This is a genomic window from Streptomyces sp. NPDC001204 (assembly GCF_053598035.1).
On the sequence record NZ_JBSFJL010000019.1, the window covers coordinates 48766 to 65692 of the forward strand.

Genomic DNA, 16927 nt, shown 5'->3' on the forward strand with positions numbered 1-16927 from the left:
GGGTCTGTTCGCATATAGAAACACCGTTCCCTGGTTGTCATCAATGGGTCCACTGCGCTCGACAACCGGCCATTGACACTCCGGTTGAGCCGCTCCTATGGTGCCTCCGTCCGTATAAGCGTTTCGTTTTCGTATATACGAACGAACCTTTCACTCCTGACACGCGGGCGAGCACGTCGGCCCGCGGGCGGACGACTGGCATCGATCCTGGGAGGGTCTCCTCAATGATCAAACCTCGGCCGTGGCTGAGCCGTATCGAGCCCTACCGGCCCGGTGTGCATGCGAGCAGCGAGGACGGCTCGCTCGCGTCCAACGAGTCGCCGCTCGGCGCGAGCCCGCGGGTGGCCCAGGCGGTGGCCGAGGCCGCCGCCGGGGCGCACCATTACCCGGACCCGTTGGCGGGTGAGCTGCGCGGCGAGCTGGCCCGGCTGCACCAGGTCGCTCCCGAGCAGATCCTCGTGGGCAACGGCTCCGACGAACTGATCTTCCTGCTGGCGTGGGCGTATCTCGCTCACGGCGGTCGCGCGGTCTGCGCGGACCCGGCCTACCGCATGGACGAGATCAGCAGCCAGGTGGTCGGTGCCCATCTGACGAAGGTTCCGCTGCGCGCCTGGGCCCACGACCTGGACGCGATGGCCAAGGCGGACGCCGACATCGCCTACGTGGTCAACCCGCACAACCCGACCGGCACCGCGCTGCCGCTGGCGGCGTTGGAACGTTTCGTGGCCGAGAGTCGTGCCCGCCTGGTCGTGGTGGACGAGGCGTACATCGACTTCACGGACGACCCGAGCACCACGACCGCGATGCCTCTCGCCCGCGAGGGCAGGGTGGCGGTCCTGCGTACCTTCTCCAAGATCCACGGGCTCGCTGGTCTGCGAGTTGGCTACCTGGTGGCGGACAGCGCCATAGTGGAGACGCTGCGCAAGATCCGGGCCCCCTTCTCAGTCGGCGTGCTGGCACAGGCCGCCGGCCTCGCCGCCCTGCGGGATGCCGGGCACCACCAGGCGGTCCGCCGGCACACCCTCACCCACCGAGAAGCGCTGACCAGCCTCGTCACCCGCGCCGGCTACCAGGTCGTCCCCTCCCAGGCCAACTTCGTCCTGGTAGAAGCCCAGGACGAGACAGAACTGATCGACAGGCTCGCCGGGCACGGCGTGGCCGTCCGCCCCGGAAGCGCCCTCGGCGTGCCCGGAACCGTACGCATCAGTGTCCCGACGACCAGGGGGCTCGAACTCGTGGAGCGAGCTCTCGCCTGACGCCGCCCGGCCCCGACCGAACTGGTCCGTCAGGCCTGGCCGAAGCACCTCGCACACCTCTGACCCCGCCCAGCCCCATACCGTCGCCGTAGGAGGCGCACCCATGGCACAACTGGATCCGCCCGTCAGACCCACCGAGCTCGTCGAACGCCGCACCATCGACGTCGTGCCCGAATCCGAGCGCCACGGCAGACCCTTCAACCAGTTCACGTTGTGGTTCGGCGCGAACATGCAGATCACCGCCGTCGTCAACGGGGCGCTCGCGGTGGCCTTCGGTGCCGACCCCCTGTGGGCGATCATCGGCCTGCTGATGGGCAACCTGCTCGGCGGCATCGTCATGGCGCTGCACTCCGCCCAGGGTCCGCGCCTCGGCCTGCCGCAGATGATCTCCAGCCGCGCGCAGTTCGGCGTCCTGGGCGCAGTCCTCCCGCTCGTGATGGTCATCGTGATGTACCTCGGCTTCGCCGCCACCGGCACCGTGCTGGCCGGCCAGGCCGTCAACGAGATCGTGCACACCAGTGCCCGCCCGGTGGGCATCATCGTCTTCGGCGCCCTGACCGCGCTGGTCGCGGTACTCGGATACCGCTACATCCACGCCCTGGGGCGTGTCACGACCGTTCTCGGCGGCATCGGCTTCGCCTACCTGGCCTTCCGGCTCGTAACCACCACGGACCACCTCAGCTCCCTGCTCGGGGCCAAGCCCTTCAACGCCGCGACCTTCCTGCTCGCGATCTCTCTCGGTGCCGGATGGCAGCTGACCTACGGCCCCTACGTCGCGGACTACTCCCGCTACCTGCCCAGGACAACCTCCCCGCGCACCACCTTCCACTGCACCCTGTGGGGCAGCGTGCTCGGCTCGCAGTGGTCCGGGGCCTTCGGCGCACTCCTCGCCGCCCTGCCGGCCGCTGCGGGGCAGGGCTTCCTCGACAGCCAGATCGGTTTCTTGGGACACCTGGGCGGCAGCGGTGCGGTCGCGCTGCTGATCTACCTGGTCATCGTCGTGGGCAAACTGACCGTCAACACTCTCAACGCCTATGGCGGGTTCATGTCGATCCTGACCACCGTCTCCGCCTTCACCAGCGAACGGCGGATCTCCTCGCGCGTGCGCACCCTGTACATCACCAGCTTCCTGGCGCTGTCCGTTCTCGTTGCCCTGCTGGCCAGCCACGACTTCCTCAGCAACTTCAAGAACTTCGTCCTCACCCTGCTGATGGTCTTCACCCCTTGGAGCGCCATCAACCTGGTGGACTACTACCTCGTGGCCAAGGAACGCGTCGACATTCCCGCCCTGTATGACCCCGACGGCCGCTACGGCCGTTGGAACCCCGTCGCGCTCGGCTGCTACGCCGCCGGGATCGTCACCCAGATCCCCTTCCTCGCCCAGACCCTCTACACCGGCCCCATGACGAAGATGCTCGGCGGTGCCGACATCTCCTGGATCGTCGGACTGGTCGTCACCGCCGCCCTGTACTACCCCCTCAGCCGCAGTCGCTCCCCGGCACCGGAACAGATGATCTACCCGGAGGGCTTCCTGTCCGACACCGCCCCCGCCGGCGCCACAACTTCGAGCTGATCACAGCCGGCGCAACCTGTGGCCGTGCCTGCCGCCGGAGCGCCGGCTGCCCAAGTCCGGCCCCGCCGACATCCCCCCGGATCGGCGGGGTCGGACCCTTTCGAAAGCTGATGAAAGCGACGAACGGACGCTCCCATGGACCCCATCGAAGAACTCGCCGGCCTCCTCGCGGGAGGCCGTCTGATCACCGACCCGGAGATCATCGACGGCTACCGCCGCGACGAGGCCCACACGGTCGTGCCCGGTCACCCCCTCGCCGTCCTGCTGGCCACCAGCACCGAGGAAGTGTCAACAGCCATGCGCTGGGCGCACGCCCACGGCGTACCCGTGGTGCCCCGCGGCGCCGGAACCGGCCTCGCCGGCGGGGCAACCGCCACCGACGGCTGCCTCGTGCTCTGCCTGTCCCGGATGACAGCCATCCGCGAGGTCAACGCCGAAGACCAGTACATCGTCGTCGAGCCCGGCGTCATCACCGCCGATGTGGACCGCGCCGCTCGGGCGGTGAACCTGATGTACGGGCCCGACCCGTCCAGCTGGGAGACCTCCACGATCGGCGGCAACCTCGCCACCAACGCGGGCGGTCTGCGCTGCGTGAAGCACGGAGTCACCCGCGACTGGGTGCTCGGGCTCGAAGTGGTCCTCGCCGACGGCCGCGTGATCCATACCGGCGGCCACACCGTCAAGGGCGTCACCGGATACGACCTGACCAGCCTGTTCGTTGGCTCGGAAGGAACGCTCGGGATCATCGCCGGCGCCACCCTCCGACTGCGCCCGCGCCCGGCCCAGGAGCCCATCACCATCGTGGGCAGCTTCCCCTCTCTGCGCAGCGCAGGCGAGGCAGTCGCCGGTGTCGTCCGCTCGGGCATCACTCCCGGTCTGATGGAACTGATGGATCGGGCCACCTTGCGCTCCATCGACGACTGGAAGCACATCGGCCTCGACACCGATACCGCCGCCATGCTCCTCGCCCAGGCCGACGACGAACAGTCCGCGGCTTTGATCGGCAACGCCTTCGAGGCGGCGAGCGCCGACTTCGTCGCCACCTCGAGTGACGCTCTCGAAGCCGCCCAGCTCCTGGAAATTCGCCGGCTCGCCTACCCGGCCGCCGAGCGCCTCGGACGGTGCCTGGTCGAGGACGTCGGCGTCCCGCGATCCCGCATCCCCGACATGGTCGAGCGGATCGAGCAGATCGCCGCCGAGCACGAAGTCACCGTCCTGACGGTCGCTCACGCAGGCGACGGCAACCTCCACCCGACCTTCGTCTTCGAATCAGGCACCGATGAAGTCCCGCACAATGTCTGGGAGGCAGCCGACGAGGTCTTCCGCTCGGCATTGTCGATGGGCGGCACCCTCACCGGTGAGCACGGCGTCGGCGCGCTGAAGCGACGATGGCTCGAACTGGAAATCGGGGCCGAGGCCATGAGCGTGCACCAGGCCATCAAGACGGCACTCGACCCCATCGGCATCCTCAACCCCGCCAAGGCGATCTGAGACCTGGACTCAGCCCACCGACCACGCAAAGGCCCACGACGAGGAGTCGAGGACGTCGGGAACCTCAATGCCGATGAGGGAACGATGCGTGCACCAGCATCAGCCCACGAGCTATCCACCTGCCGCCCTACAGGATGGGCACACGGAGAAATCCGCACCTTTAATTCGAGACAGCTGTCTCATACGCAAGACCCGGAATTGTGAAGGGCGAGGCGAACTGCCGATGAAAATCCATGAAGTGCGCGCGCTCATCCAGCTCAAGCCCATCGAACTCAACCGGCATCGCCGGCACCTGGCGGCCGCACACACCACGGAGGCCTTCCGGCTGCTGGCCCGCCGGGCTCTGCCTCGTTCCGTCTTCGACTACATCGACGGCGGCGCTGACGAGGAGACGAGCCTGCGTGCCAACGTGGATGCCTTCCGACGCCGGCGGTTCGTGCCGCGCGCGCTGACCGATGTCTCCGCTCCTGACCTCAACACGGAAATCCTGGGCCAAGCCGTCTCAGCACCACTGGGTCTGGCGCCGACCGGTTACACCCGCATGATCTCCGCACTCGGAGAGCCTGCGGTGATGTCCGCGGCCGCTGCCGCGGGCCTTCCGTACGTACTGTCCACTATGGCCACCACGTCGCTGGAGGACGTCGCGGCAGCGGCGCCCAGTGCAGAGCGCTGGTTCCAGCTGTATGTCTGGAAGGACCGCACACTCACCGAACAACTGGTGCAACGGGCTGCACAGTCCGGCTACTCGGTTCTGGAAATCGCGGTGGACACCGCCGTTTCCGGCTTCCGTGTACGCGATGTGCGCAACGGACTCACGATCCCGCCGGCGCTCACCCTGTCCAGCCTCGTGGACATCGGTATGCGTCCGCGCTATTGGACCAGCATGCTGCGCCATCCGGCGCTGCAGTTCGCCAACGTAAGCTCCGACGGCGGGGACGGCTCACCCGCCTACACCATCGAGAACATCACCAGCCAGTTCGATCCGGCAGTCACCTGGGACGACGTGGCGCGTATTCGCGACCAGTGGCCGGGCAAAATAGTCATCAAGGGGCCGATCAGCGCGCAGGACGCCGTGCGGGCCCGCGAACTCGGACTGGACGGCGTACATCTGTCCAACCACGGTGGGCGCCAACTCGACCGCTCCATCGCCCCGATCGACCTGGTGTCCCCTGTCCGCTCGGCGGTGGGCGAGGACTTCTCCATCCTGGTCGACTCGGGTGTCCGGCACGGCGCGGACATCGCTGCTGCGCTGGCCCTGGGGGCCGATGCCTGCTTCATCGGGCGCCCCTACCTCTGGGCCCTGGCGGCCGGCGGACAGCAGGGAGTCAGCCGCCTCCTGCATGTCCTTACCGACCAATTGCGCCGCACCATGCAGTTGCTTGGAGTGACCTCGATCGACCAACTGCGGAGCGAAGGGCCCTCTCTGGTCACGCGAGACTGATGCGACGTGACGCCGGACCCGGCAGCAAGCGGCCTACCAGCGCATGCCGAGATTGTCGAGGTCGACGAGGCGTTGTGGGGTGAGTTCGGCGGCGCGCCTTCGTACGTTGTCGAGCCAGGTTCCCCGTGAACGTCCCGGCTCCCGCCCCCAGTCGTCGGGCGTGGTGTAGTCGTACGCGCCCCTCGGCATGCTCCTCAGGCTGAAGCCCGAGGATTCTGGCCGTCCCATGGGCTGCTGTGCCACTACGCGGCACGGTTTCCGTGGGGGATTCCTTGGCCTCCTATTCCTTCACGTTGTGCCAGAACCGGGTTCCGGTCTTACCGGCGCGCCGCAGGACTGGGACCAGCCCGAGGACCAGCAGGTCGGCGGCGGGTCATGGTGGGGGTGGCGGCTGCCGCCCTATGGGAGGTCGCGCCCCGCCGCCCCGCCGCCCCGCCGCCCCGCCGCCCCGCCGCGGAGCGCCCGGCGTCCACGGCCAGGACCGTCAGGGTGCGGGCAACACGGCGGGCGGTGCGGGACAGGACGTTGCCACTGACGTCGTACTTGTCGTCGAGCGAGACGAAAGTGGACCCGCCGATGCCGAGCCGGGCCAGCCCGTCCAGCAGCGCGATGCCCACACCGCCCGACCGCACGGCGACACCCGCCGTGCCCGGCCTGGGATGCCCGGCGGCGAAAGTGGCGTCCAGGCGGACGGCGTCCTCGGTGTTGGTCAGGCCCAGGCAGTTCGGGCCCACCAGCCGCATGCCGTGACGACGGCGCGCGTTCATCAGGTTCTCCGCCAGGTTTGCGTCCAGACAGGCCGAGACGACGAGCAGGGCGTGCACGCCGGCTTCCCCGCACTCCTGGGCCACCTGGGGAACGGCCGCGGTGGGGACGGCGACGACCGCGAGGTCGAGCACTTGCGGCAGCGCGGCCACGGACCGACAGGCGCGCACCCCGGTGATCACGGACGCCTGCGGATGCACGACGAGGCCCCGACCGGTGAAGGACGCGGTGAGGATGTTGCGCAGGTTCGCCCGCCCCACGGATCCAGGAGTGCGGCCGGGCTCTGATCACCGCGACGGCGCGAGGGGCCGCAAGGGGCGCAGGGTGACGACGTAGGCGAGTCGGCCGCGGTTGTCCACGGCATTCGGCCTTCCGACGGGTGCGACGTCAGTGGGATCCGTGAGCCGGACTGGCCGCCGGACGACGGCAACGAGGACGACACCTGAACCCCTACCGACGTCCCCGCTCCCTGCCACCAGGCAGGGAGCGGGGACGTTCGTGGTTTGTGGCCAGGCCTCTGCGAAGGCTGCGAGGGCAAAAAACAGTCCCCGGTAGTGCTGCACGTGTCCTGAAGCTTCAGTCGTCACTGTCGCCTCGGTATCGCGCCGGCTTGCCGGGGGCCTGAACCACATCCTGTCGGAGCCGCTCCGCCGACTAGGCGTCCTCATCGACTTTGCGACCTTTTCGGTGTTGTGGCCTAAGAACCACCATCCACGCTTTATGTTCCGAGTCAATGGGTTTTAGGTAAATTTCTCGACGGCTGACGGGTGGGGGCGCCGCAGGCTGGAGACTGCTCGGAGCTGCTGCAGGGTCCGCGGTGCCGCGCAGATTTTGGTGGACAGGTCGGCAGGGCCGCAGGGCAGGCGGAGATCCGAGAGGGGCAGGGGGTGCTGGCGAAGGGAAAGCTGGTCGCCATCTATCCGGAGGGCACGCGTTCCCCCGATGGCCGGCTGTGCAAGGGCAAGGTCGGGGTGGCGGTGATGGCGCGAGCCGCTCAGGTTCCGGTGATTTCGTGCGCGGTGGCTTGGCACGTCCGCCTCGACATGGCCAAGCGGATCAATCTCCTGCCCGTCCCTTTACCAAGCCCGCGCCGAGCAGCGCTCAGCGCGTCGGACGGTAGGTCGCGATGATCACTCCGCTGCTGGTCGGCCGGGCGCTCACCAGCTGCAACTTCTTCAGGTTGGCATCGTCGGCGAACAGCTTCTTGCGGCCCTCGCCGGCCACCACCGGGTGAATCAGCAGTACCAGTTCGTCCAGCAGGTCCTGCTCCAGCAGCGAACGCACCAGCGTCGGGCTGCCCGCGACGGTGATGTCCTTGCCCTCGCCCGCCTTGAGCTCCTCGATCGCGGCCGCCAGATCGCCGTTGATGAGCGTGCTGTTCGCCCAGTCCTCGACACTGTCCAGCGTGGAGGAGACGACGTACTTGGGAGAATCGTTGATCCACTTGGCGAAGCCGACATCCTCGCCGCTGGTCACCGTCGGCCAGTACCCGGCCCACTCGGTGAAGGTCACCCGGCCCAGCAGAATCGTGTCGGCCGTCTCCAGCGTCTCCCCGAGCGCCGCGCCCATCTCCTCGTCGAAAGCGAACTGCCACTCGTTCGGCGACTGGGCGACACCGTCGAGCGAGACGAACAGACCCGAAACGACCTTGCGCATGATTCCTCCGTCATGAGTTCGGGGTCGTCTGCCCGGTCCCGGCCGGGACGGCCCTCTGACCGGGACGAGCCGACCCCGTCGGCTACGCCAGGAAGACTATGCGGGCATCGAGACTGAGGTCTTGTACAGAAGCGACAGGGGCTCCGCCCTGTCCGGAGCGCTCAGCCGAGTGGCGGTCCGGCCGATGTACCGGGCCAGGGACCGCGCCAGATGCGGCTGGTCGAAGTAGCCCAGCCGGTGCACGACGTCCTGGGCCGGCGCACCCTCCTGGATCAGTACCGCCGCCTCGCGGGCGCGTCGGATCTGCCGGATGGCGCCCCAGGTGAGGCCCGTCGCCGCGACAAGGCGCCGCTGGAGGGTGCGCTCGGAGACGTCGAGGGTGGCGCCGTCGAGCATGGCGGGCACGATCGGGTCACAGTCCACGATGCCCTCACGCACCATGCGCCGCACGAACGCCTCCGCGTTGTCGTAATCGGGCGGGTGCCAAGCGGAGCCCTTCAGCCAGACGGAGTGCGGCGTCACGTCGGGTATCTCCGCGCTACCGCCCACGAGCCGGCTGATCGGTATGTGCGGCATCGAGGTGCCGAGGGCAAAGCTGATGCCGAAGAACATGGCGTCCTTGGGGACGGGGGCCAGGCAGGCCTTGGGCTCCGGGCCCAGTACGGCCGCCTGGACCTGACCGTGGTGCTCCCAGAAGACGAGCTCCCAGTGCGATGTCGCGATCGACGTCATCCGGCTCACGTCTTCGCTACGGCTGCGCCACACCCGCTCGATGTACGGCAGCTCCGACGGCCGGCTCTCGATCTCCAGACCCAACCGGATCATCCCCCGTTCACCGCCGCCTGAGCCGCCAGTGTGCCACGTCGTCCGGACGTCCAGAGCGAGTGCGAGATACGCGGGGAGGATCGGCGCGGCTCGGCCTTGGCTCCCGCTGAGGCGGTCACGGCACCTTCCTCGCGGCGCAACCATGATCGGTCTTCAGGCATGATGATCACCAACGAGTGATCCATGAGAAGGGGCATCCGTGCACGTAGACAGGCGCTGGGCCAGATCCGCCGTCGCCGCGGCAGGGGCGGTGATCTTCTTCATCACCGCCTGCGATGGGCCGTCAGCCCTGGCAGACGGTGAGAGCTCGCCGAATCCCGACTTCGCGGCTTTCCAGGCCAAGCCCTGTCCAGAGCTCACCGATGGCGACAAGGCCAACGGCCACCTGATCACCACGGCCGCCGGCCCGCGCGAAGGCATCACCGTCCGCCCCGGCGGCGAACCGCAGACAGTCCTCGTCAAGCTCTGCAACACCACCGGCAAGGCACTCCGCGACATCGCGCTCTCCGCGCAGGTCGAGTCCAACTACGCGGGCGAGCAGCCGCCCAGGCTGTCGGTGGAGCGGCGCGAGGCCCCCGACGGCGACTGGCATCCCGTCGAACTGGTCGTGGCCAACGACTATCAGCCGTTGACCGGCGCTTCCGGTGCACAGGACCTGCCCGCCCAGGGCACCCGCACCGTGGAGTACCGGATCAGCGCCGCCGAGGACGCCCCCGCGGGCCGGGGACGGCTCGGTATCCATGCCGTCCGGGCCGACGCAGACCCGTTCGACATGGAGGACATGCGGGGCGGCGGCAGCGGAGGTTTCCCGCTCACCACCGCCTCTCGCGAGTGATGGGTCCGACAACATCCGACGCACGGGGGCCAATCCTCACGAGCGGCTGCGGGAGCTGCACACGATTGGAGCCGCGCTTCAGCAGGTCAGCGAATTCCTTCAGTCTCTCCACCTCGACGGCCCGCCGCCCTCACGGGCGGCTGGGTGCTTCGGCCCCGCCGCCTCGCTGCCCCGCCGGACCTGCTCCAGCACCCGTGCATGGAGTACGGCCCTTCGGCGGCACCGGGAGCAGGCTTCCGGTGAGGGTGTACCACTCGTCGGCGTCCGTGTACTGGACGGCAATGCCGGCGCGCCCGTCGGGGAGGAGACTGGTGGTGACGGTGAGCTCGCCGGTGATGACGCCGACCTCGGTCATCACGCTGCCGGGCCCGGCTTTCGCCTCGTCGATGAATCGCTCCTGCTGGAGGCCGTGGTCGCTCATGAGGAGCAGGTACCCAGCATCTCGGTGAGCGTGTTCTTCTCGGCTTTGGTCACCGACAGCTCGTACGTCGCCTTCACCCACACCCAGGCCCGGGCGTAGGTGCACCAGTAGGTCTTGGACGGCGGCTGCCACGAGTAACTGTCAAGACTTGTGGATCAGCCTGGGAGTATGACCAACTTGCCCCGGACGTGCCCGCCCTCGCTTTCGCGGTGTGCCTCGTGGGCCTCGGCCAGCGAGTATGTTTCCGGCCACCGGGACCGTCAACTCGCCGCTCGCCGCTCGCCGCTCGCCGCTCGCCGCCAGGGCCGCGGCTCGTGCCAGCCGCTTGGGGAGCTCATCGGTGTCAGCGGACACGAATCGCACACCGAGTTCAGCCGCGTTGAAGGCGGCAATGGTCGCCAACCGCTCGGGGCCGCCCACCACGTCGATCAACGCCGGCAGTGAGCCCTTTCCCGCCATGTCGAATGCCGCGTCCACGCCCTTGTGCGAGAGCACGCGGATCCGCTCGGCCAGCCCGTCGCCGTAGGTCACCGGTTCGGCTGTGAGTGAGCGCAGGTACTCATGGTTGTGCTCGCTCGAGGTGCCGATCACGGTGGCGCCGAGATGCCTGGCGAGTTGCACGGTACTGTGCCGACGCCGCCTGCCGCCCCGTCGACGACCAGAGTCTCCCCGGGCTTCAAGCCGATATCGGTCAGCGCCTGATAGGCCGTGTTGGCGGCCACGGGCAGCGCGGCGGCGACTTCCCAGGACACTGCCTCTGGCTTGCGCGCGAGCTGTCCTGCCGGTGCCAACGCCAGTTCGGCGTATCCACCGGAGCCGATGGAGCCGAATACCTCGTCGCCGACTGTCAGGCCGCACACGCCGTCGCCGGTCTCCTCCACGTCGTCGGCCACGTCGCCACCGGGCACCGCCGGGAACTCCACAGGCATCATCGCCGCCAAGGCACCGGTGCGCAGCTTCCAGGCGATCGGATTCACACCAGCGGCCCGGACCCTGACCAGCACCTCGCGCGGCCCAGGGTGCGGAGCCTGGAGTTCGACGACACCCAACACCTCTGGGCCGCCGTACTGCGTGTACTGAACCGCGTGATAGGTCTCGGTCATGCCTGTCCTTCCCATCCTTCGGATCCTGCGTGTCCGGCTGTCAGACGGTCTCGTCGAGTAGGCGACGGTGTTCGGCGGGCAGCTGCAAGCGAGCCCCGGCGAGTGCTTCGTCGAGCTGCTCCGATGTGCTGACCCCGACGATCGGGGTGGCGGTCGGCTTGCCGCCGATCAGCCAGGCCAAGACGACCTGGGTGCGGCTTACACCGAGGTCCCCGGCCACCTTGCTCAGGGCCGTGAGCCGTCGGGAGTTGCCGGGGTGGTCGTAGGCATCGGGAAGCGGCCGGTCCGGGCGGCTGTAGAACCCGTTCAACAGGGCGGTGTACACCCACAAGGACAGGTCCGGTTCGCTGTCGACGTAGTCGATGACCTCGTCGGTGACCCATCCGAAACGGTGGGCCTGGCCGGGCACCGGCACGCCGGGGCGGGGCTGGAGATAGGAATGGCGCAGCTGGAGCGCGCTGTATCCGGTCCAGCCGTTGTCCCTGGCGATCTGTCGGGCCCGCTCCACTCGCCACACCGGGTGGTTGGAGCAGCCCAGCCGGCTCACCGTGCCCTCGGCAACGAGTTCGCCAAAAGCCTCAGCGGACTCAGCCAGAGGGACTGTGCGGTCCTCCATGTGGGCCCAGTACAGATCGATCCGGTCGGTGCCCAGCCGACGCAGGCTGCCCTCGACAGCGGCCTTGACCGCCGACGCCGACAGGCCCTCGCGGTTGGCCGGCCAGTCGCCAGGGCCGACGGGTTGGGCACCCGCCTTGGTGCTGAGAAACACCTGGTCGCGCCAGCGGGGACGGCGGGCCAGCCAGCGCCCGATGACCTCCTCGCTCTGTCCGCCGTGGCTGTTCGGATCGGACCAGAAGGCGTAGCAGTTGGCCGTGTCGACGATCGTCCCGCCGGCGTCCGCGAACCGGTCGAGCAGATCTAACGACCTAGCGGCGTCCACTGTGGTGCCGAATCCCATCGTTCCCAGCGCGAAGTTCACATCGGGCATACCTCGGGTCCTTTCCTGGCGAATGGCACAGACGCGCAGCGCGCGCCGGTCATCCTCGCAATTGAAGTGCGCTCGAAGGCAAGCCGGGGTTGTTCATGCCGCGGCGGCCTCAGGGCGTTCGACGAGGTGACCGTTCTCGAAGCGGGCGCCGGCGCGGACGAGGGCGACGAGGTGGGGTGCGGTGATCGCACGCCAGCGGGCCTGAGCGGACTCGGCCAGTTTGAACACCATCGCCAGTGCGCCTGCCGGGCTGCCCGCGCCGCGGGTGACCTCGGTCCGGAGCTTGACCGTGGAGAAGGTTGACTCGATGGGATTCATGGTGCGCAGACACCTCACGATGCCAACGCGTCAAGCTACGGCAGCGAGTTCGGTGGAGAACGCCGTGTTCTCGTCGAACAGCTTGCGGTGTTGGAGGCAGTGATAGAGCTGGCCGATCATGCGGTTGAAGAGGTTCCTCTGGGCGGCCGCGTGCCAGTCTCCGTGCTCGCGGCGTCGTCGGTAGTGGGCGTTGGCCCCAGCAGAGGCTCGCAGCGAGGCGAAGGCCCAGAGGTAGCCGGCGTGATTAAGGCGGTCGTTCTTCACCCACCGCCGCGTGATGGATGACTTTCTGGATGCCGAGCCCGGGGAAGCTCAGCACGATCTCCCGCACTGGGTGCTGGGGCTGTGGTTCGGCGTCGACCGCTCAACCATCCGCGCGATCGGAGAGATCCGGGCCCTGCCGGCCGGGCGGGGATGCACGGTCCCCGACCGGTCCGGTCTGCGCCTCCCTGTCGGACGTGTTCACCTACGCCCAGGAACCGCAGTCGTCATCGCCAGGACGACTCCGCCGACTGGCACGACCATGCCTACCTCGCCCCGCGCCACGACTTCAAGAACACCTCTCTCGGCTCCAACGGCAAGGCCACCGACGGCCCCGCCTGCCAGAAGGGCCCAAGGCGTTTGGCGGCTCGCCGACCGCTGCCCTCCCGGCACCTGGCAGCCGCTGCTCGTGCTCTCGCCGTACAGCAAGGTCAACAAGGTCGACCACACCCTGACCGATCAGGCGTTCATCACCTGGTTCCCCGAGGACAACTGGTATACCGGCCGCCTCGGCGACCATTCCTTCGATGCCACGGCCGGCTGGTCGAGCACCGCAGTTTGCGGAGGAGCCGCCAGGACTTGAGGGTGGCGACGGCCTGCTCGACGAGGGCCCGGATCTTTGCGTGGGATCGGTTCACAGCCTTCTGGCCTGCGGAGAGGGTCTCCCGCCGGCCCCAGCACGGGATGCGGACCGTGCCGCCGGCACCCCGGTAACCCTTGTCGGCCCAGCACTTGATGCCGGCCTCGGCGAGGGCGTCGACGATGCCGTGTTCGCGGGCCGCGCGGACGTCGTGGACGGCGCCGGGCAGGGCCGATCAGGCCCACAGCAGTTGACCGGAGGGGTGATGACCTGCACGTTCATCCCGTGCTTCTTGTGTTTGCCGGAGTACAACGGCCGGTCCACGGCAATGCGGTCGATCGGCAGCAGCGTGCCGTCCAGGATCACGAACGCCTTCACCGACGCGGTCCGCACCGCGTCGGTGAGGCTGGGGGCGAGGGCGGCCAGGAGTTGGACAGCCTCGGTGACATAGCGGTAGGCCGTGGTGGTTCCGACGCCGAACCCGGCCGCGAGTTGGGCATACGTGTGTCCCACTCGCAGGTGGGCGAGTGTCAGCAGGGCCTGGCGGCCGGCGCTCAGGCGCCGCCAACGGGAGCCGATCGTACGGCGGTGTCGCCGCAACTGCTGGGTGAGGAAGCGGAGGGCAGAGCTGGACACGTCGACGCCCGACGGGTAAACAAGCACGTGAAGCCTCTGGTGGAGACGGTTCTCTTGGTCGAGAACCCATCTACCAGGGGTTTCACCACGTTGTCAGCCCAACCGCCGTACTCCAGAAGCAGGTTGGAAAGGGCTCAATCAGTCCTGGATTTCACCGGGTGAGCGTTCCTCGCCCGTTGAGGACGTCGGCGAGCCCGTGCTTCAAGATGCGGTTGCCGACACTTGCTGGATACCCTCGGTGTGTGGGGTGGTGACGAGTCCCGTGTCCGGGCGTACCACTGCTCCGGCGGAAGCGACGACTTCCGCCATACAGACTCAAGCAGCGTTCACGCCTCCACGGGAGGAAGGTTTGCTATGAGTTTCACTACTACACGTGCAGCCAAAGCTGCCGCGGCAACTGCGATCGCAATTCCCCTCACGCTTGGCGGCCTGACATCGCAAAGTCATGCGCAGGGTCCGTCCCCCAGCCCGTCGGGAACATTCGGTCCCGGCTGTTCGGCGCTCTCCGAGAAGGTTGACACGTCCAAGGACAAGGTCACGGAGGGGGCGGCCGCACATCCACAACTCAGCCAGCTGGTCTCAGCCGTGGTCAGGGCGAGGCTGAGCGGCTCCCTCGACGGGAAGCCCAACATCACCGTCTTCGCGCCCAACAACCAGGCTTTCCAGAAGCTGACCGTGTCGCAGCTCAGTTCCCTACTGGGCAATCAGGGCCAACTGAAGAAGGTACTGACCTACCACGTCGTGGACAAGCAAATCACCCCAAGTGAACTCTCCAAGGGTTCCTTCACGACGATGGAAGGCGGGAAGCTGACCACGTCGGGATCGGGCACCGACTTCAAGGTCAACGGCAAGGCGAACATCGTCTGCGGCAACATCAAGGTTGCGAACGCCACTGTGTATGTCATCGACTCCGTGCTCAGGCCACCGTCCTGACACATTGAAGCGCCCCCGCTCGATGGCCTTTTCCAGGCCGCGGCGGCACCCTCGCCACACCGGACCGAACGCGGTCGACTCGGTTTCCGAGAGCATGCCCACGTCCGCGAGGGAGCCGCCGCCCAGCGCGACCTCGATTTCGTCTGGTCCCGAAACCGGGGTCCGTTGCGTGATCGTCTTCTGTCCGGGTTCATCCGATGAGACCGAGGGCGGTCAGAGGTCGGTGCAAGTCGCGGGCTGCATGGCGTAGGGCGGCGGCGATGTCGGTGCGGCCGTCTTGGCGATGGACGCCGATGGCCGCAGGCCGGCCATGACGCGTGGAAGGCTGCCGGTACGGATCTTGGAGTCGTCCTCGCGGAAGGTCCGGTCCCGGACGTGGTGCAGCAGGTTTTCGATCTTCCAGTGCCCTCTGATCCAGGCTGCGAGCCGGGCGCCGCTCGCGGTGCCGGGTGGCAGGCTGGTGATCAGGTGGACGCGCTCGATGGTGAGCTTGCCGCTGGTGAAGTCCTTCCTCCAGCGCACGACTTGAAGGGCCTGGCGGGCATCGGGGTAATCAAGGTGGGCGAAGGCGGCGGACTTCAGCTGTCTGATCTCCAGGCGGTGATGCGCCGTGGTGCGCTCGTAGTGGTCCAGGGCGATGTCCTGCCAGGGCAGGCGGCGGACGCGGTCGAACAGGGTGGGGTGGTTGGCCTTGACCTGGGCGATGTGGTGAGCGCCGCGGGTGCGGAGGTAGGTGCCGTGGGCGTGCTGGGTGTGCAGGGCGTCGGCGGTGATCACCGTGTCGGTCAGGTCGAGGGTGTCCAGCAGGGGCCGGAAGGCGGGATTTCATTGCTCTTGTCTGCGACCTGGCGCTGGGCCAGGACGCTGCCGGTGTGTTCCATCGCGGCGAGCACGGTGACGTGCGCGGTGGTGGCGGTGCGTGAGCCGCGCAGGGCCTTGCCGCCGACCGCGATCGCCCGTAGCCCGGGCCCGGCCGGGGTGGCGCGGGCGGTGAGGAAGGCGCCGATCGCCCGGTCCAGAGCGTCGCCGTCGAGCTGGACAAGAAGACGTCGCAGGGTGTGGGGGTGCGGGACGGACACGACGCCGGTCAGCGGGTCGACGGGGAAGCCGAGGGCTCGGCAGGCCCAGGCGGGGACGTCGGATATCCACTCCGCGATCGCGGTGAGTGACCGGGCACCGGCCAGCACGCTCGCCGCGGTCGCGGCGATGAGCGCGGGCAGCGGATGGCGGCGTCCGCGAACGCCTCGCGGGTCGGGCACCAGGTCCAGGAAGCCGGACAGGCCGACCGCGTCCGGCAGCGGAGCCGGCTCGGAGGCCCGGGTCAGTTGATCCAGCGCGGCAGGGATGAGGGAAGATGCAGGAGCAGGCACGGACTCGCCAGGTGTTCATGGGACTTCGACACTCACATGATCACCGGCACCGTGCCTGCACTGCGTTCGCTCTCCCCTGCCCGAACCGGGACGTCCAGCGCGACTCCAGACCAGTCCGGCGCACCGGACGGATCCCAATCATGCAACGGACCCTGCTGGAGTAGGGCGCGTACGACCTGAACGACACCGAAGGTCTCCCGCTTCTGGCCAAGGAAGGCGAGACGTACACGCCTGAATTCGCGAGGCTGAAGAACTACGCAGCAAAGCCCGTCAAGGTTCCGGCCGGGAAAGGCAGCGACATCTTTCTACCTGGCCAAAATGAAAATCACCGGACCACCGAAGGAGACAGCACGCAACTGCCGCTTCGAATATGAGCAGGGTGGCCGGGCGTACATCCAGACGCTGGACTGCGAGCTCGAACTCAAGGTTGCCGAGTAGGGGCTTTCGCGGGACCCTCTGCGCTCTGCTGCAGGCC

13 protein-coding genes and 7 pseudogenes are annotated in these 16927 nt (G+C 68.1%); 8 read left to right on the forward strand and 12 right to left on the reverse strand.

The window, feature by feature from the left end:
* Positions 1 to 224 precede the first annotated feature (224 nt).
* From hisC to ACWC91_RS24615, 4 genes are all read left to right on the forward strand, one after another.
* Positions 225 to 1256, forward strand: coding sequence for a histidinol-phosphate transaminase (gene hisC, locus ACWC91_RS24600; RefSeq protein WP_225080765.1), 1032 nt, complete (start codon positions 225 to 227; stop codon positions 1254 to 1256).
* A gap of 103 nt (positions 1257 to 1359) precedes the next feature.
* Positions 1360 to 2829, forward strand: a complete 1470-nt coding sequence (locus ACWC91_RS24605; protein ID WP_450644542.1) for a purine-cytosine permease family protein — start codon at positions 1360 to 1362, stop codon at positions 2827 to 2829.
* A gap of 135 nt (positions 2830 to 2964) precedes the next feature.
* Positions 2965 to 4320: an FAD-binding oxidoreductase gene (locus ACWC91_RS24610; protein WP_281157438.1), complete on the forward strand. Its 1356-nt coding sequence runs from the start codon at positions 2965 to 2967 to the stop codon at positions 4318 to 4320.
* A 223-nt stretch (positions 4321 to 4543) separates the two neighbouring features.
* Complete coding sequence (locus ACWC91_RS24615; RefSeq protein WP_281157440.1) at positions 4544 to 5761, forward strand: alpha-hydroxy acid oxidase; 1218 nt, start codon at positions 4544 to 4546, stop codon at positions 5759 to 5761.
* Between the two features lie 33 nt (positions 5762 to 5794).
* Here the strand turns inward: ACWC91_RS24615 and ACWC91_RS24620 are convergent, their stop codons facing one another.
* Both ACWC91_RS24620 and ACWC91_RS24625 read right to left on the reverse strand, forming a co-directional pair.
* Entirely contained in the window at positions 5795 to 5950 is a 156-nt protein-coding gene (locus tag ACWC91_RS24620; protein WP_225080769.1) for a hypothetical protein, read from the reverse strand.
* Positions 5951 to 6126: 176 nt separating this feature from the next.
* A pseudogene (locus ACWC91_RS24625) lies at positions 6127 to 6891 on the reverse strand (CoA-binding protein); the annotation flags it as partial.
* A 448-nt stretch (positions 6892 to 7339) separates the two neighbouring features.
* Here ACWC91_RS24625 and ACWC91_RS24630 point away from each other — a divergent pair.
* Positions 7340 to 7548 (forward strand): annotated as a pseudogene (locus ACWC91_RS24630) (lysophospholipid acyltransferase family protein); the annotation flags it as partial.
* 79 nt (positions 7549 to 7627) lie between these two features.
* On the opposite strand, the gene ACWC91_RS24635 reads toward ACWC91_RS24630, so the two are convergent.
* Positions 7628 to 8182, reverse strand: coding sequence for a dihydrofolate reductase family protein (locus tag ACWC91_RS24635; RefSeq protein WP_225080770.1), 555 nt, complete (start codon positions 8180 to 8182; stop codon positions 7628 to 7630).
* Positions 8183 to 8278: 96 nt separating this feature from the next.
* Positions 8279 to 9007, reverse strand: coding sequence for a helix-turn-helix domain-containing protein (locus tag ACWC91_RS24640; RefSeq protein ID WP_450644740.1), 729 nt, complete (start codon positions 9005 to 9007; stop codon positions 8279 to 8281).
* A gap of 199 nt (positions 9008 to 9206) precedes the next feature.
* Here ACWC91_RS24640 and ACWC91_RS24645 point away from each other — a divergent pair, with 199 nt between their 5' ends.
* On the forward strand, positions 9207 to 9842 hold the full coding sequence (locus ACWC91_RS24645) for a hypothetical protein (RefSeq protein ID WP_225080772.1): 636 nt from the start codon (positions 9207 to 9209) through the stop codon (positions 9840 to 9842).
* Between the two features lie 130 nt (positions 9843 to 9972).
* On the opposite strand, the gene ACWC91_RS24650 is transcribed toward ACWC91_RS24645, so the two are convergent.
* The 5 genes and pseudogenes from ACWC91_RS24650 to ACWC91_RS24670 form a co-directional block, all read right to left on the reverse strand.
* Positions 9973 to 10263 carry a hypothetical protein gene (locus ACWC91_RS24650; RefSeq protein ID WP_450644743.1) on the reverse strand — a complete coding sequence of 97 codons (291 nt, stop codon included), beginning with the start codon at positions 10261 to 10263 and terminating at the stop codon, positions 9973 to 9975.
* A gap of 155 nt (positions 10264 to 10418) precedes the next feature.
* Positions 10419 to 11381: pseudogene (locus ACWC91_RS24655) on the reverse strand (NADP-dependent oxidoreductase).
* A 25-nt stretch (positions 11382 to 11406) separates the two neighbouring features.
* Positions 11407 to 12354, reverse strand: coding sequence for an aldo/keto reductase (locus ACWC91_RS24660; RefSeq protein WP_141365605.1), 948 nt, complete (start codon positions 12352 to 12354; stop codon positions 11407 to 11409).
* Between the two features lie 93 nt (positions 12355 to 12447).
* Positions 12448 to 12681, reverse strand: a pseudogene (locus tag ACWC91_RS24665) (IS256 family transposase); the annotation flags it as partial.
* A 21-nt stretch (positions 12682 to 12702) separates the two neighbouring features.
* Positions 12703 to 12972, reverse strand: a pseudogene (locus tag ACWC91_RS24670) (IS110 family transposase); the annotation flags it as partial.
* A gap of 13 nt (positions 12973 to 12985) precedes the next feature.
* Between ACWC91_RS24670 and ACWC91_RS24675 the strand changes: the two are divergent.
* Positions 12986 to 13148: pseudogene (locus ACWC91_RS24675) on the forward strand (transposase family protein); the annotation flags it as partial.
* A gap of 255 nt (positions 13149 to 13403) precedes the next feature.
* Here ACWC91_RS24675 and ACWC91_RS24680 read toward each other — a convergent pair.
* Positions 13404 to 14176: pseudogene (locus tag ACWC91_RS24680) on the reverse strand (transposase family protein).
* A gap of 327 nt (positions 14177 to 14503) precedes the next feature.
* Between ACWC91_RS24680 and ACWC91_RS24685 the strand changes: the two are divergent.
* Positions 14504 to 15082 carry a fasciclin domain-containing protein gene (locus ACWC91_RS24685; RefSeq protein WP_141365607.1) on the forward strand — a complete coding sequence of 193 codons (579 nt, stop codon included), beginning with the start codon at positions 14504 to 14506 and terminating at the stop codon, positions 15080 to 15082.
* Positions 15083 to 15295: 213 nt separating this feature from the next.
* On the opposite strand, the gene ACWC91_RS24690 is transcribed toward ACWC91_RS24685, so the two are convergent.
* Both ACWC91_RS24690 and ACWC91_RS24695 read right to left on the reverse strand, forming a co-directional pair.
* Positions 15296 to 15859 carry an ISAs1 family transposase gene (locus tag ACWC91_RS24690; protein ID WP_308043225.1) on the reverse strand — a complete coding sequence of 188 codons (564 nt, stop codon included), beginning with the start codon at positions 15857 to 15859 and terminating at the stop codon, positions 15296 to 15298.
* Between the two features lie 8 nt (positions 15860 to 15867).
* Positions 15868 to 16452 carry a transposase family protein gene (locus ACWC91_RS24695; protein ID WP_450643183.1) on the reverse strand — a complete coding sequence of 195 codons (585 nt, stop codon included), beginning with the start codon at positions 16450 to 16452 and terminating at the stop codon, positions 15868 to 15870.
* Positions 16453 to 16927: the final 475 nt, after the last annotated feature.